The organism is Bradyrhizobium sp. LTSP849, from assembly GCF_000938255.1.
Taxonomy (GTDB): domain Bacteria; phylum Pseudomonadota; class Alphaproteobacteria; order Rhizobiales; family Xanthobacteraceae; genus Bradyrhizobium.
Genome location: NZ_JYMR01000049.1, coordinates 143,236 through 157,741 on the forward strand (window position 1 = coordinate 143,236; position 14,506 = coordinate 157,741).

Genomic DNA, 14,506 nt, shown 5'->3' on the forward strand with positions numbered 1-14,506 from the left:
AGGGTCGTTTAGATGTCTACGCACGATCCAATCAGCGATCTGATCACCCGTATCCGCAACGCGCAGATGCGTGCCAAGAACAAGGTCTCCACGCCTGGTTCGAAGATGCGCGAAAACGTCCTCGAAGTGCTGAAGAGCGAGGGCTACATCCGCGGTTACGCCACGCTCGAGCATTCCTCGGGCCGCAGCGAGATCGAGATCGAGCTGAAGTATTTCGACGGCGAGCCCGTCATCCGCGAGATCGAGCGGGTCTCCAAGCCCGGGCGTCGCGTTTATGCCTCGGTGAAGAACCTGCCGCGGGTCAATAACGGACTCGGCATTTCGGTGTTGTCGACGCCGAAGGGAATCATGGCTGACCACAGTGCGCGTGAAGCGAACGTGGGCGGCGAAGTTCTCTTCACGGTGTTCTGAGAAGGATTTTTGATCCATGTCACGTGTTGGCAAAAGGCCGGTTGCGGTGCCGTCGGGTGTGACCGCGACCGTCGACGGGCAGACCGTCAAGATGAAGGGGCCGAAGGGCCAGCTTCAATTCGTCGTCCATGACGACGTCGAGGTGAAGCTTGATAGCGGCCAGGTCAAGGTGAACCCGCGGGTCGAGACCAATCGCGCGCGGGCGCTGTACGGCACCGCTCGCGCCCAGGTCGCGAATCTGGTCGAAGGCGTCACCAAGGGCTTCGAGAAGAAGCTCGAAATCACCGGCGTCGGTTACCGCGCCGCGCTGCAGGGCAAGAACCTCCAGCTCGCGCTCGGTTACAGCCACGACGTGGTCTATGCGATCCCGGAAGGGATCACGATCACCGTGCCGAAGCCGACCGAAATCACGGTGACGGGCAGCGACATTCAGCGCGTCGGCCAGGTCGCCGCCGAGATTCGCTCCTATCGTCCGCCGGAGCCCTACAAGGGCAAGGGCGTGAAGTATGTTGGCGAATTCATCTTCCGCAAGGAAGGCAAGAAGAAGTAACGGAGCCGGTCATGTCGAAAGCCAAGGTTACGAATGCCCGGCGCAAGCGGAGTGTGCGGCTGAAGCTGCGCCGCTCCGGTGCCGGCCGTCCGCGTCTGTCCGTATTCCGGTCGTCCAAGCACATCTACGCCCAGGTCATCGACGACCTGAAGGGCGAGACGTTGGCCTCTGCCTCGTCGCTCGAGAAGTCGATGCGCGACGGCGGCAAGACCGGAGCCGACATCGATGCGGCGAAGGCGGTCGGCAAGCTGCTGGCCGAGCGCGCCGCCGAGAAGGGCGTCAAGGAAGTCGTGTTCGATCGCGGCAGCTATCTCTACCACGGGCGCGTCAAGGCTCTTGCCGACGCGGCGCGTGAGAGTGGGCTGAGCTTCTAACAGAATTTGAGGATTGAGGCGTAAGCCTCTGAAGGATTGGAAAAATGGCAGAACGCGAACAACGTGGTGGACGCGATCAACGCGGCGGACGTGACCGCCAGCAGCGCGAAGAGCGTGACAGCGAGTTCGTCGACAAGCTCGTCCACATCAACCGCGTGGCCAAGGTCGTCAAGGGCGGCAAGCGCTTCGGTTTCGCTGCGCTGGTCGTGATCGGCGACCAGAAGGGCCGCGCCGGCTTCGGTCACGGCAAGGCGCGCGAAGTGCCTGAGGCGATCCGCAAGGCCACCGAATCCGCCAAGCGCAACCTGACCCGCGTGTCGCTGCGCGAGGGCCGCACGCTGCATCACGACATCGCCGGCCGTCATGGCGCGGGCCGTGTTTATCTGCGTGCCGCTCCGGCCGGTACCGGCATCATCGCCGGCGGCCCGATGCGCGCCGTGTTCGAGACGCTCGGCGTCCAGGACGTGGTCGCGAAGTCGATCGGCTCGTCGAACCCGTACAACATGGTGCGCGCGACCTTCGACGCGCTGAAGCACCAGGATTCGCCGCGTTCGGTCGCAGCCCGCCGCAATATCAAGGTGTCCACCCTCCAGGCCCGCCGCATCGGTGGCGATGCCGAGGCGGTTGCCGAGTAACGGAAGCTTTTCGGAGTAGACCATGATGGCCAAAGCCGCAAAGACGATCAAGCTTGAGCAGACCGGCAGCGCGATCCGCCGCCACCACTCGCAGCGCTCGACGCTGATCGGGCTCAAGCTCAACAAGATCGGCCGTGTCAGCGAACTGCCGGACACTCCGGCGATCCGCGGCATGATCGAAAAAGTTCACCATCTCGTCCGCGTCGTCGACGAGAAGTAAGCAAGGCGCGTGATCCCGCAAACCGGGTACCGGTTTTCGGGCGAGATCATGCGCAAGAAACAAGGAGCAGGGCGATGAAGCTCAGCGATATCGCCGACAACGCCGGCTCGCGCAAGAAGCGTATGCGCGTCGGCCGCGGCATCGGTTCGGGTAAGGGCAAGCAGGCTGGCCGCGGTGGCAAGGGCCAGACCGCGCGTTCGGGCGTGCGCATCAAGGGTTTCGAAGGCGGCCAGATGCCGCTGCATCGGCGCCTGCCGAAGCGCGGCTTCACCAACATCTTCCGCGTCGAGTTCGGCGAGATCAATCTCGACCGACTCCAGGAAGCGGTCGATGCCAAGAAGATCGACGCCGGCAGCGTCGTGAATGTCGAGGCTTTGGTGAAGGCCGGCGTGCTGCGCCGCGCCAAGGCCGGCCTGCGGTTGCTCGGCCGTGGCGAGCTCAAGGCCAAGCTCAACATCGAAGTGCACGGCGCCACGAAGACCGCGATCGCGGCGGTCGAGAAGGCCGGCGGCTCGGTGAAGATCCTCGCCCCTGCCAAGGAAGAAGGCGAGGCGGCGTAACAACTGCGTCATTGGCCCGCGCCTCGCGGGCCTTTACGCATGCGGGACGATGGACTTATCGAAGCCGAGCACCAGATAATGTCCGGCGTCCGCCGAGTTGCCCGGCTGCGGGCATGACGGCGTAAACGGCGGCGGGAGAAAGTCCAATATGGCCTCAGCAGCGGAACAACTGGCAGCCAACCTCAATTTCGGCGCGTTCGCCAAGGCCGACGAGCTGAAGAAGCGCATCTGGTTCACCCTGGGCGCGCTGCTGGTTTACCGGCTCGGCACCTACATACCGCTGCCCGGCATCGACCCCAACATCTGGGAACAGGTGTTCCGTTCCCAGGCGGGCGGTATCCTCGGCATGTTCAATATGTTCGCCGGCGGTGGCATCCACCGCATGGCTATCTTCGCGCTGAACATCATGCCGTACATTTCGGCCTCGATCATCATCCAGCTCCTGACCACCGTCTCGCCACAGCTCGAGGCGCTGAAGAAGGAGGGTGAGTCCGGCCGCAAGCTGCTGAACCAGTACACCCGCTATCTCACCGTGATCCTGGCCGCGTTCCAGTCCTATGGCATCGCGGTCGGTCTCGAGGGCGCCGGCAACGTCGTCAGCGACCCCGGCATGTTCTTCCGTATCTCCACCGCGATCACGCTGACCGGCGGCACCATGTTCCTGATGTGGCTGGGCGAGCAGATCACCTCGCGCGGCATCGGCAACGGCATCTCGCTGATCATTCTTTCCGGCATCGTCGCCGAGCTGCCGGCGGCGCTCGCCAACATGCTCGAACTCGGCCGTCAGGGCGCGATGTCGACCGGCCTGATCCTGGTCGTGATCGTGATGGCGGTCGCCGTGATCGCCTTCATCGTGTTCATGGAGCGCGCGCAGCGCCGGCTCCTGATCCAGTATCCGAAGCGCCAGGTCGGCAACAAGATGTTCGAGGGCCAGTCCTCGCATCTGCCGCTCAAGCTCAACACCTCGGGCGTGATCCCGCCGATCTTCGCGTCCTCCCTGCTGTTGCTGCCGACCACGGTTGCGAACTTCAACGCGGGCAGCGGGCCGGAATGGTTCCAGTGGATCACTACCCAGCTCGGCCACGGCCGCCCGCTGTTCCTGATCCTCTATCTGGCGCTGATCGTGTTCTTCGCCTTCTTCTATACCGCGATCGTGTTCAACCCGACCGAGACCGCGGACAATCTGAAGAAGCACGGCGGCTTCATCCCAGGCATCCGTCCCGGCGAGCGCACTGCGGAATATATCGACTACGTGCTGTCGCGCGTCACCGTGCTCGGCGCGATCTATCTTGCGATCGTCTGCTTGATCCCGGAGATCCTGATCTCCTACGCCTCGGTGCCGTTCTACTTCGGCGGCACGTCGCTGCTGATCGTCGTCAGTGTCACCATGGACACGGTGGCGCAGGTGCAGGGCTATCTGCTCGCCCATCAGTATGAAGGGCTGATCCGGAAGTCGAAGCTGCGGGGCCGTCGCCGCTAAGGCCCGGCGTCCTCTTTGGACTGACATCGCCGATTCGCCGCGCGCGCAGATGCGCGGCTTCTTCGAGGTGCAGGACCGACCGTTCGGTCGCATCGGCAGAGCTGCTCTCCCTGCGACGCAATCACTGATTTCAAAGGCCTTCTTGGCGTCCGGGCATCCGCTCCCCTATGATATGGGTAGCGGTGCGGCGCCGATTATGGTTTGCACTGTTTATCGAACTTCAAACACAGGTGCGCGACATATCGCTCACCAATCCGGGGGGCGTACGCCGATGAGAATTATACTTCTGGGGCCGCCGGGGTCGGGCAAGGGGACCCAGGCGCAGCTGCTGTTGCAGCGCTATGGCATCGTCCAGCTCTCGACCGGCGAGATGCTGCGCGCAGCCGTCGCGGCCGGAACGCCGGTCGGGCTGAAGGCCAAGGAAATCATGGCCGGCGGCGGGCTCGTGCCCGACGAGGTCGTGGTTGGAATCATCTCCGATCGGATCGATCAGCCGGACGCAAGGCACGGTTTCATTCTCGACGGTTTCCCGCGCACCGTGCCGCAGGCCGAGGCGCTGGACGAGCTGCTGAAGCACAAGCACATGAAGCTCGATGCGGTGATCGAGCTTCGCGTCAACGAGAGTGCGCTTTTGAGTCGCGTCGAGACCCGTGTGGCCCAGATGCGGGAGCGCGGCGAGGAGGTCCGGGTCGACGACACCCCGGAGGTCCTGACCAAGCGGTTAGCCAGCTACCGCAGCCTGACGGAACCCCTGATTCACTACTATTCCGAGCGGCGGAAGCTCTCGACCATCGATGGCATGATGGCTATTGACGAGGTAACCCGCGCTATCCACCGCCTGTTGCTGGCGCTGGGGGCGATCGAACCCAAGAGCCACAACCGGAGCGCGGCAAAATCAGCCCCCGCCAAAACGGTGGCCAAGAAAGCCAAGGCGGCCAAAAAGCCGGCGAAAACAGCCAAAAAGGCCGAAAAATCCGCTGAATCAGCCAAAAAGACGGCCAAGAAGGCCGTGAAGGGCGCCAAGAAGACGGCTAAGAAGTCCGTAAAGAAGGCGCCCAAAACGGCCCCCAAGAGGGCTGTCAAAAAGGGTGCCAAAAAGGCCGCAAAAAAGGTCACGAAAAAGCGAGCTAAGCGCTAGCAGCGGTTGACGAAAGCCCCCTGAATCCCTTAATAAGCCCCGCATCCAAGTCGGATAGTTTCAGACGATGCCGGGCCCCAGGAAGACCGGGGGTGGGCGTCGTGTTCGCGTTTGTGAACACCTGCCCGAGAAAACAAGCACTTAAAGCGCGATTCCTGACGAGGGATCGGCGACAGGAGAGAAGGCCTTGGCCCGTATTGCCGGCGTGAACATCCCCACCAACAAGCGCGTGCTGATCGCGCTCCAGTATATCCATGGCATCGGCGAGAAGATCGCCGGCGAGATCATCGAGAAGGTGAAGATCCCCGCGGATCGTCGCGTCAATCAGCTCAGCGATGCCGAAGTGCTTCAGATCCGCGAAGTCATCGACCGCGACTATCTCGTCGAGGGCGATCTGCGTCGTGAGGTCGGTATCAACATCAAGCGTCTGATGGACCTCGGCTGCTATCGCGGCCTGCGTCATCGTCGCGGTCTGCCGGTGCGCGGTCAGCGTACCCACACCAATGCGCGCACGCGCAAGGGCCCGGCCAAGGCCATCGCCGGCAAGAAGAAGTAAGTTTTTCGAATCCAATCGCGGCGTGTGGCGAACAGGGGTAGCCCGTTCGCCACGCGCCTTTCGTTCCACAGGTGTAGCCGCTGGCATTACGGCGGCGTTTGAGATCTTCAGGAAAGGTACTCTATGGGCAAGGAAGCCACCCGCGTTCGTCGTCGTGAGCGCAAGAACATCGCCTCCGGCGTCGCGCACGTGAACTCGTCGTTCAACAACACGACCATCACCATCACCGATGCGCAGGGCAACACGATTGCCTGGTCCTCCGCCGGCACGATGGGCTTCAAGGGCTCGCGCAAGTCGACCCCGTATGCCGCGCAGGTCGCAGCTGAAGACGTGTCCAAGAAGGCGCAGGAACATGGCATGCGCACGCTGGAAGTCGAAGTCGCCGGTCCCGGTTCGGGCCGCGAATCGGCGCTGCGCGCGCTCCAGGCCGCGGGCTTCACCGTCACCTCGATTCGCGACGTGACCACGATCCCGCACAACGGCTGCCGTCCGCGCAAGCGTCGGCGCGTCTGATACGAAGTTGCGGGCGCATCGTCGCCCGCGATGACTTTTTGCAAAGCCGCGGGAATGATCCGCGGCCTTTCTCCAACGCCAGTGTCTGCAACAGCAGTTTGACTGGCCTGTATGGGTGAAACAGTGACGATCCAGAAAAATTGGCAAGAACTGATTCGGCCGAACAAGCTCCAGGTGCAGCCTGGCAGCGATCCGATCCGCTTTGCGACCATCGTCGCCGAGCCGCTCGAGCGCGGCTTCGGCCAGACTCTCGGCAACGCGTTGCGCCGCATCCTGCTCTCCTCGCTCCAGGGCGCGGCGGTGCAGTCGGTGCACATCGACGGCGTGCTGCACGAGTTCTCCTCGATCGCTGGCGTTCGTGAGGACGTCACCGACATCGTGCTCAACATCAAGGACATCGCGATCAAGATGCAGGGCGAAGGCCCCAAGCGCATGGTCGTGAAGAAGCAGGGCCCGGGCGTCGTCACCGCCGGTGACATCCAGACGGTGGGCGACGTGGTGGTGCTCAACCCCGACCTCCAGATCTGCACGCTCGACGAGGGCGCCGAGATCCGCATGGAGTTCACGGTCGCGACCGGCAAGGGCTACGTGCCGGCCGAACGCAACCGTCCCGAGGACGCGCCGATCGGCCTGATCCCGGTCGACAGCCTGTACTCGCCGGTCCGCAAGGTCTCCTACAAGGTCGAGAACACCCGCGAAGGCCAGATCCTCGACTACGACAAGCTGACCATGACGATCGAGACCAACGGCGCGCTGACGCCGGATGATTCCGTGGCCTATGCCGCGCGTATCCTCCAGGACCAGCTCAACGTGTTCGTCAACTTCGAAGAGCCGCGCAAGGAAGTCGCCCAGGAGATCATCCCGGACCTCGCCTTCAACCCGGCCTTCCTCAAGAAGGTGGACGAGCTCGAGCTGTCGGTGCGTTCGGCCAACTGTCTGAAGAACGACAACATCGTCTACATCGGCGACCTCGTGCAGAAGTCGGAAGCGGAAATGCTTCGTACCCCGAACTTCGGCCGCAAGTCGCTGAACGAGATCAAGGAAGTGCTGGCTCAGATGGGTCTGCACCTCGGCATGGAAGTGCCGGGCTGGCCGCCGGAAAACATCGACGAGCTCGCCAAGCGCTTCGAGGATCATTACTGATCCGAACTCACGACAGGCTAAAGCGCGAATTCGTCGCGCTTTAGCGGGCGAACGCAGGCAGCCCACCTGAGCAAAACGTCCGACGAACCGTCGCGGCAGTTTTTTACGTAAGGAATAGACATATGCGTCACGGCAAGGTTCATCGGAAGCTCAACCGCACCGCCGAGCATCGCAAGGCGATGTTCGCGAACATGTGCGCCGCGCTGATCAAGCATGAGCAGATCGTCACCACGCTCCCGAAGGCGAAGGAATTGCGCCCGATCGTGGAGAAGCTCGTCACCCTCGGCAAGAAGGGCGGACTGGCCCTGCGCCGCCAGGCCATCTCCGAGATGCGCGACAAGGATCAGGTCAGGAAGCTCTTCGACACGATCGCTACCCGCTACAAGGATCGTCAGGGCGGCTACACCCGCATCATCAAGGCTGGCTTCCGCTACGGCGACAACGCGCCGATGGCCGTGATCGAGTTCGTCGACCGCGACGTCGATGCCAAGGGCAAGGACTCCGGTCCGGTGCTGGCGAAGGAAGCCGAGGCGGCGTAAGCCGACCGGTACTGAGTTTTGAGAAAGCGGCGCCCCTGGGCGCCGCTTTTTTGTGTGAAGCGGCGATATCTCATGCCGCGCATGATCGTCTTGGTGAACGCGATTCTGGCCGGGGGGCTATGATGAGGATTGTGTTTGGGATTGCGCTGGCGCTCTCGATGACGCCGGCCTTCGGCGAGACGCTGGTCGAGCGCGGCGCCTATCTCGTCAACAGCGTAATGGTCTGCCACAACTGCCACACCCCGCGCGGCCCTCAGGGCCTCGATCTCACGCGCGCGCTTTCCGGCGGACAGACCTTTGACGAGCCGGCCTTCAAGGTCACCGGCTCCAACATCACACCGGACAGGGACACCGGCATCGGCAATTGGACCGATGCAGAGTTGAAGCGGTTTCTGGTCAGCGGCATCAAGCCGAACGGGACGGCGATCGCGCCGATCATGCCGACCGAATTCTACACCGTGCTCACGGCCCGCGATCTCGATGCGCTCACCGCTTACTTGCGCTCGGTGCCCGCCATACATCACGAAACGCCCGCACCGGAATACAAGATCGCGCTGAAGCCGGAAACGCCGACCTATGCCGGCAAGCAGGCGAGCGAGCCCGAATTGGCCGACAAGCTCGCGCGCGGCCGCTATCTCCTGACCATCGCCCATTGCCTCGAATGTCACACGCCGGAGGGCCCGTCCGTGGTGCACGATTTCGCGGCCGCCAGCGGCAAGGGCGGCCGGACGTTCAAGGGGCCGTGGGGCGAATCCGTCTCCGCCAACATCACCGCGGATCCCGCGGTCGGCCTGGGCGGCTGGAGTGATGACGAAATAAAACGTGCGATTACGCAAGGCATCGCGCGCGATGGCCACAAGCTCAAGCCGCCAATGGCCTATGCTGGCTACGCGACGATGACGCCGCAGGACCTCGACGCCATCGTCGCCTTTGTCCGGATGCTGCCGGCGCGCCAATAGCGCCGTAGGGTAGGCAAACGCGCGCTCTTCGCGCGCCGTGCAAGCTCACGCGTCGGTGAGGGGTGATTGAAGCGGCTTGTGTACCGCACGATATCTCCACCGACATCAATGGAGATATCGCATGAACATCGACCTTTCCGGAAAGACCGCACTCGTGACCGGCTCGACCGCCGGTATCGGCCACGCCATCGCCAAGGGCCTTGCCGGCTCGGGCGCCAGTGTCGTGATCAACGGCCGCGGCCAGGACAAGGTCGATGCGGCCGTGCGCAAGCTGGAAGCGGCGGGCGGCAAGGTGCGCGGCATCGCCGCCGACGTCTCGACTGCGGCGGGTTGCAAGGCGCTTGTCGCGGCGCTCCCCGAGGTCGACATCCTCATCAACAATGCCGGCATCTTCGAGCCAAAGGACTTTTTCGACATCCCGGATGAAGACTGGACACGCTTCTTCGAGGTCAATGTGATGAGCGGCGTGCGGCTCTCGCGCGCCTATCTGAACGGCATGCTGAAACGCAATTGGGGCCGCATCGTCTTCATCTCCTCGGAATCCGGACTCAATATCCCCGTCGAGATGATCCACTACGGCATGAGCAAGACGGCCCAGCTCTCGGTCGCGCGTGGCTTGGCGCAGCTCACCCGCGGCACCGGCGTCACCGTCAATTCCGTGCTGCCGGGCCCGACCATGTCCGAGGGCGTCGAGACCTTCGTGAAGGATCTCGCCAAGCAGAACGGCCAGTCAGTGGACGAAGCCGCGGCCAATTTCGTCAAACAACACCGCCCGAGCTCGCTGATCCAGCGCTTCGCCAGCGTCGAGGAGATCGCCAACATGGTGATCTATGTTGCGTCCAAGGAAGCATCCGCGACCAACGGCGCGGCGTTGAGGGCAGAGGGCGGCATCGTCAATACGATTGCCTAGCACGAGGAATGGTAGGGTCGGCCAAGCGACTTGTCCGCCGTAGCTCGTAGAGCGAAGGCGGAAGCGTGCCCACCACTTTGATTGCGTGTATTGAGAAGATGGTGGGCGTGGCGCAAATGCGCCTTTGCCCGCCCTGCAAAGCTGACATTCGTCGAGGCAGCTTAGCGCCGACGTAGATCAAAGGGATCCGGACAGAAAAATGAGCCGTTTCTGGAGCAGCTTGACGCATGATCTGAAGCCCTACGTGCCGGGCGAACAGCCCCGCATCGCGGATTTGGTCAAGCTGAACACCAATGAAAACCCGCTTGGTCCTTCTCCGCGCGCCCTGGAAGCGATCCGGGGCGAAGCGGCCGACACGCTGCGTCTTTATCCGGACCCACAAGCCACCGCGTTGCGGGTGGCCCTGGCCGCCTACCATCGGGTGCAGCCTGAACAGGTGTTTGTCGGCAACGGCTCTGACGAAGTGCTGGCGCATGCCTTCGCCGCTCTGCTGAAGCACGATGCCCCGTTGCTCTTTCCCGACATCACCTACAGCTTCTATCCGGTCTACTGCCGTCTGTTCGGCATCGCCTACGATGCTGTGCCGCTCGATCAATCCATGCGAATCCGCGTCGCTGATTATCGTCGGCCGGCCGGTGCCCTGATCGTACCGAACCCGAACGCGCCGACGGGGATCGCGCTGTCTCGCCGCGAAATCGTTGCGCTATTGGAGCAGCACCCGGACGCGCCGGTGGTGATCGACGAGGCCTATGTTGATTTTGGCGCCGAGACTGCGATCCCGCTGGTTGCCTCCCATCGAAATCTTCTGGTCGTGCAGACCATGTCCAAGTCCCGCGCTCTGGCCGGGCTGCGGATCGGTTATGCGATCGGTGACGCCGATCTGATCGAAGCGCTGACCCGTGTGAAGGACAGCTTCAATTCCTATCCGCTGGGCCGACCGGCCCAGGCCGGCGCCATCGCCTCACTGGAGGACGAAACCTATTTCCAGCAGAGCCGCGCTCGCGTGATCGAGGCAAGGCAGCGGCTGACCAGCGGACTTGAGGGAGCTGGTTTCGAGGTGCTGCCGTCCCTGGCCAACTTCGTCTTCGCGCGCCATCCCGCGCATGAGGGTGCCGCGCTTGCGGCAGCGCTGCGGGAGCAGGCGGTGATCGTCCGGCACTTTACCGCTCCCCGTATCTCGGATTATCTGCGGATCACCGTCGGCACGGATGAACAGATCGACCGGCTGTTGTCGGCTCTGTCGCGGATATTGAGATAGCGACAGGTGGGCACGGCGCGGATGCGCCTTTGCCCACCCACCCTATGTAGCTTCGCCTACCACCCCTCCAGCACGATCTTGCCGCGCGACTTGCCGCTCTCGAGCAGCGCGTGCGCGCGCTTGAGGTTGGCCGCGTTGATCGTGCCAAAGGTCTGGTCGAGCGTAGTGCGGAGCACACCCTTGTCGATGAGGTCGGCGACGTCATTGAGCAGATGATGCTGCGCGATCATGTCCGGCGTCTGGAACGAGGAACGCGTGAACATCGATTCCCAGTGCACCGAGATCGCCTTGCCCTTGAACGCGCTCACGGTGAACTCCGGCGGATCGTCGATCAGGCCGAACCTGCCCTGCGGCGCCATGACATCGGCGATCGCCTTGTAGTGTTGCTCGGTGAAGGTGAGGCTCGCCACCAGCGCGACCGGCGGCAGCTTGAGCTTCTCGATCTGCTCCTTGATCGGCTTGCCGTGGTCGATCACCGCATGCGCGCCGAGATCGAAGCACCATTTTTGCGATTCCGGTCGCGTCGCGGTGGCGAGCACCGTCAGCCCGGTGAGGCGGCGGGCAAGCTGAATCAGGATCGAGCCGACGCCGCCGGCGCCGCCGGTGATCAGCAGCGTGCGCGGATCGACACTCTTGCCTGGTACGGCGCCGAGGCGATCGAACAGCAATTCCCACGCGGTGATGGAGGTAAGGGGGAGGGCGGCCGCCTGCGCAAACGAGAGCGACTTCGGCTTGTTGCCGACGATGCGCTCGTCGACCAGATGGAATTCGGAGTTGGTGCCCGGGCGCTGGATCGAGCCCGCGTAAAACACCTCGTCGCCCGGCTTGAACAGCGTCACCTCGGGGCCGACCGCGTCGACCACGCCGGCCGCATCATAGCCCAGGATCTTCACTTCGCCCTCGGCCGGGGCGGCGCGCTTGCGCATCTTGTAGTCGACCGGATTGGCCGAGATCGCCTTCACGGCAACGCGGATGTCGCGCCCCTTTGGCGCGGGTTTTGCGGTCTCGAAATCGATCAGTGAATCCGCATCCTCGATCGGAAGCGATTTTTTGTAGCCGACGGCCTTCATGGCTTGTCTCCATCAGATGGCGCACAGATCATTATGTGCGCCCGGCCTGTTAACTGTCGGGATAGCTCCCATTTTGCAAGTACTGTAAATTTGGGGATATAGTCCCTGTTTGGATACTATTGGGAAAACACGCATGAAACGGCGAGATTTTAGCTGGCGTCCGGGCTGCGCGGTCGAGGCGACGCTGGACCTGATCGACGGCAAATGGAAGGGCGTGATCCTCTACCATCTGCAAGGCGGCACCCAGCGTTTCGGCGAGCTGCGCCGCCGGATGCCCGGCATCACCCAGCGCATGCTGACCAAGCAGCTGCGCGCGCTGGAGGAGGACAAGCTCATCATTCGCAAGGTCTACGCCGAGGTGCCGCCGCGGGTCGAGTATTGCCTGTCCGAGCTCGGCGAGAGCTTGCGGCCGGTGATCGACATTCTCAAGGTCTGGGGCGAGGGCCATCAGCAGCGGCTGTCCTGTGCGCCGGCGCCCGAGGCGGAGCCGGTCAAGAAGGCGAAGCGCGCAGCTTGAAGATCCGGGAGCGGACTGTACCGCTCCCGGACGTGATCGCATCAGAACGCGAACTGCGTGCGCATCGCCACCGCGTCGAACTTCGCGCCGACATCCGCCGTCGAGACCGGCGAAGCCTGCTTGGAGATATTGCCATGCAGGTAGTCGAGCATGAAGCGAACGTTGCCGTTGACGTACCAGTTGAGCGCCAGCGTGTAGACGGTCTGCCGTCCGCCGGCGATGCCCGCGGCGGTCGCCAGCTGATTGTTGAGATCCATCTGGCTCACACGGCCCGCGACTTCCCAGGCACCCCAGCCACCACCTTCGATCGAGAACGGATGCTCCGGCTTGATGCCGGCATAGGAGGCGTTGGCTGCATTGTACTTGCGGGTTTCACCAGTCAGGACATAGGCCGCTTCTGCGTAGCCGCCCTGGAATTTCAGGCTTGAGGCGCCAATTGGCGGCACGGCGGTATTCGCATTGCGATCGATGTTGAACCAGTAGTATTCGCCCTGGAAAAAGAGCGGACCATAGTTCCCCGCGGCTTCCACACCATAGACCTGCGCGCCCGAAACATTGGCAATCGCACCGGTCGAGATCAGCGTTGTGGGGTCAATTCGCAGCTCGGGACGATCGCTGAGCGTGAGTGTTTGCGTGTTGGCGACCAGATTGCGCGGCGGCTGGATCAGCCACTGTGCGTCGCCGCCGAGATGCACCGAATAATCCTTGCCACTGACGAGCTGGCCTGCAACGCGGGCGGTCGCGCCGTATTGCTCGCTGGTGCCAGGAGGTGAGGCGCTCGACGCTGAGTGAATGGCACCCGTGGTCGGGCCAGTCACGTAAGCGCCGGCCCAGAACACGTCGTTGTACCAGCGCGCGCCGACGGCAGACCGGAAATCGCCGGCGGCGATGTTTTGCGCGATCACGCCGACAGAGGCGCGTTCCATGAAGGGAATGTCGTTGGAGCTCGAGGCCTCATCGAGGGTCCAGGCAATGTCCATGACGCCGGCTTCAATCGCCATCTTGCCGCCAAAAGGCTTCAGCCCCGTGTAGCTCAAATACGCGTTCTCGATGCCGGATGTGCCGCCGCCGGGCAGGAAGCCGACAGGGGTAGCGCCGGCGGCGCCCGTGCCGCCGAAGCCGTCAGCCGAACCGCCGAAGTCGTAGACGAGCGCAAAATTCCAGTCTTCGAGGAATTTGCCGACGACACCGATGCGTGCGCGACGGACGTTCTCGCCGCTGTCGAGTTTCTGTGGCACGGTGCCTGCCGTATTGGGACGATAGTCATAGCCGCCGACGTCCCAGTGCACGCGGCTCGTGATCGCGACGCAGTTCGCTCCGTCGGCCGTGCAGATGGTCGGCCGGTTGTTCGGCATCGTCACCACGACACCGGACGCGGGCGCCGGTCCTTTGAGCGGGATCGCCGCATTGGCATTGGCGACGACCGCTTTCGCCTCCGAGCGCGCTTCGGCCTTGGCCTCGGCCTTCGCTTCGGCCTTGGTCTTCGCCGTGGCCGCCGTGTTCGCGGCGGTCTGACTTTGCAGCTTGTCGAGCTTCTGCTCCAGCATCTTCAATTGCTGCTTCAGCAGCGCGATCTCCTGCTCGCTGTTGCTTGCTGATTGTGCCTGGGCCTGCGAGGCCGCCAGCGCGCCGGCGAGACCAATCGCTGCGGCTGCAATTCTTGTCCTGCTCAC

Annotated in this window: 18 protein-coding genes; 16 read left to right on the forward strand and 2 right to left on the reverse strand. The window is 63.2% G+C overall.

Translation table 11 applies throughout. From position 1 onward, the window contains the following. The first annotated feature begins 12 nt into the window (after positions 1–12). The 15 genes from rpsH to hisC all read left to right on the forward strand — a co-directional run bounded on the left by rpsH (position 13) and on the right by hisC (position 11,246). A complete protein-coding gene (rpsH, locus tag UB31_RS27405; protein WP_045008205.1) occupies positions 13–411 on the forward strand; it encodes a 30S ribosomal protein S8 in 399 nt (132 codons plus the stop codon). A gap of 16 nt (positions 412–427) precedes the next feature. Continuing rightward, complete coding sequence (gene rplF / locus UB31_RS27410) at positions 428–961, forward strand: 50S ribosomal protein L6 (RefSeq protein ID WP_045008204.1); 534 nt, start codon at positions 428–430, stop codon at positions 959–961. Positions 962–972: 11 nt separating this feature from the next. Beyond that, positions 973–1,335, forward strand: coding sequence for a 50S ribosomal protein L18 (rplR, locus tag UB31_RS27415; protein WP_027535305.1), 363 nt, complete (start codon positions 973–975; stop codon positions 1,333–1,335). Between the two features lie 44 nt (positions 1,336–1,379). Then, positions 1,380–1,970, forward strand: a complete 591-nt coding sequence (gene rpsE / locus UB31_RS27420; RefSeq protein WP_045013107.1) for a 30S ribosomal protein S5 — start codon at positions 1,380–1,382, stop codon at positions 1,968–1,970. Positions 1,971–1,995: 25 nt separating this feature from the next. Beyond that, a complete protein-coding gene (gene rpmD, locus UB31_RS27425; protein ID WP_045008781.1) occupies positions 1,996–2,190 on the forward strand; it encodes a 50S ribosomal protein L30 in 195 nt (64 codons plus the stop codon). A gap of 74 nt (positions 2,191–2,264) precedes the next feature. Next, a complete protein-coding gene (rplO, locus tag UB31_RS27430) occupies positions 2,265–2,750 on the forward strand; it encodes a 50S ribosomal protein L15 (RefSeq protein ID WP_045008202.1) in 486 nt (161 codons plus the stop codon). Positions 2,751–2,898: 148 nt separating this feature from the next. Continuing rightward, positions 2,899–4,230, forward strand: coding sequence for a preprotein translocase subunit SecY (gene secY, locus UB31_RS27435; RefSeq protein ID WP_045008201.1), 1,332 nt, complete (start codon positions 2,899–2,901; stop codon positions 4,228–4,230). 271 nt (positions 4,231–4,501) lie between these two features. Next, positions 4,502–5,368, forward strand: coding sequence for an adenylate kinase (locus UB31_RS27440; RefSeq protein WP_045013108.1), 867 nt, complete (start codon positions 4,502–4,504; stop codon positions 5,366–5,368). 187 nt (positions 5,369–5,555) lie between these two features. Further along, on the forward strand, positions 5,556–5,924 hold the full coding sequence (gene rpsM / locus UB31_RS27445; RefSeq protein ID WP_045008199.1) for a 30S ribosomal protein S13: 369 nt from the start codon (positions 5,556–5,558) through the stop codon (positions 5,922–5,924). 123 nt (positions 5,925–6,047) lie between these two features. Next, the gene (gene rpsK / locus UB31_RS27450; RefSeq protein WP_007603045.1) at positions 6,048–6,437 is read left to right on the forward strand and encodes a 30S ribosomal protein S11; all 390 of its coding nucleotides are present in this window, start codon (positions 6,048–6,050) and stop codon (positions 6,435–6,437) included. 111 nt (positions 6,438–6,548) lie between these two features. Next, positions 6,549–7,580, forward strand: a complete 1,032-nt coding sequence (locus tag UB31_RS27455; protein ID WP_045008198.1) for a DNA-directed RNA polymerase subunit alpha — start codon at positions 6,549–6,551, stop codon at positions 7,578–7,580. A 122-nt stretch (positions 7,581–7,702) separates the two neighbouring features. Further along, the gene (rplQ, locus tag UB31_RS27460; RefSeq protein ID WP_045013109.1) at positions 7,703–8,119 is read left to right on the forward strand and encodes a 50S ribosomal protein L17; all 417 of its coding nucleotides are present in this window, start codon (positions 7,703–7,705) and stop codon (positions 8,117–8,119) included. A 122-nt stretch (positions 8,120–8,241) separates the two neighbouring features. Continuing rightward, positions 8,242–9,078, forward strand: a complete 837-nt coding sequence (locus UB31_RS27465) for a c-type cytochrome (RefSeq protein ID WP_045013155.1) — start codon at positions 8,242–8,244, stop codon at positions 9,076–9,078. A 121-nt stretch (positions 9,079–9,199) separates the two neighbouring features. Next, on the forward strand, positions 9,200–9,988 hold the full coding sequence (locus UB31_RS27470) for an SDR family NAD(P)-dependent oxidoreductase (protein WP_045008196.1): 789 nt from the start codon (positions 9,200–9,202) through the stop codon (positions 9,986–9,988). 199 nt (positions 9,989–10,187) lie between these two features. Next, positions 10,188–11,246 carry a histidinol-phosphate transaminase gene (hisC, locus tag UB31_RS27475; protein ID WP_045013110.1) on the forward strand — a complete coding sequence of 353 codons (1,059 nt, stop codon included), beginning with the start codon at positions 10,188–10,190 and terminating at the stop codon, positions 11,244–11,246. 56 nt (positions 11,247–11,302) lie between these two features. Here hisC and UB31_RS27480 read toward each other — a convergent pair whose 3' ends face one another. Continuing rightward, the gene (locus tag UB31_RS27480; RefSeq protein ID WP_045013111.1) at positions 11,303–12,316 is read right to left on the reverse strand and encodes a zinc-binding alcohol dehydrogenase family protein; all 1,014 of its coding nucleotides are present in this window, start codon (positions 12,314–12,316) and stop codon (positions 11,303–11,305) included. A 133-nt stretch (positions 12,317–12,449) separates the two neighbouring features. Between UB31_RS27480 and UB31_RS27485 the strand changes: the two genes are divergently transcribed. Further along, entirely contained in the window at positions 12,450–12,833 is a 384-nt protein-coding gene (locus tag UB31_RS27485) for a winged helix-turn-helix transcriptional regulator (protein ID WP_045008193.1), read from the forward strand. A 41-nt stretch (positions 12,834–12,874) separates the two neighbouring features. Here UB31_RS27485 and UB31_RS27490 read toward each other — a convergent pair whose 3' ends face one another. Continuing rightward, positions 12,875–14,506, reverse strand: coding sequence for an OprO/OprP family phosphate-selective porin (locus tag UB31_RS27490; RefSeq protein WP_045013112.1), 1,632 nt, complete (start codon positions 14,504–14,506; stop codon positions 12,875–12,877).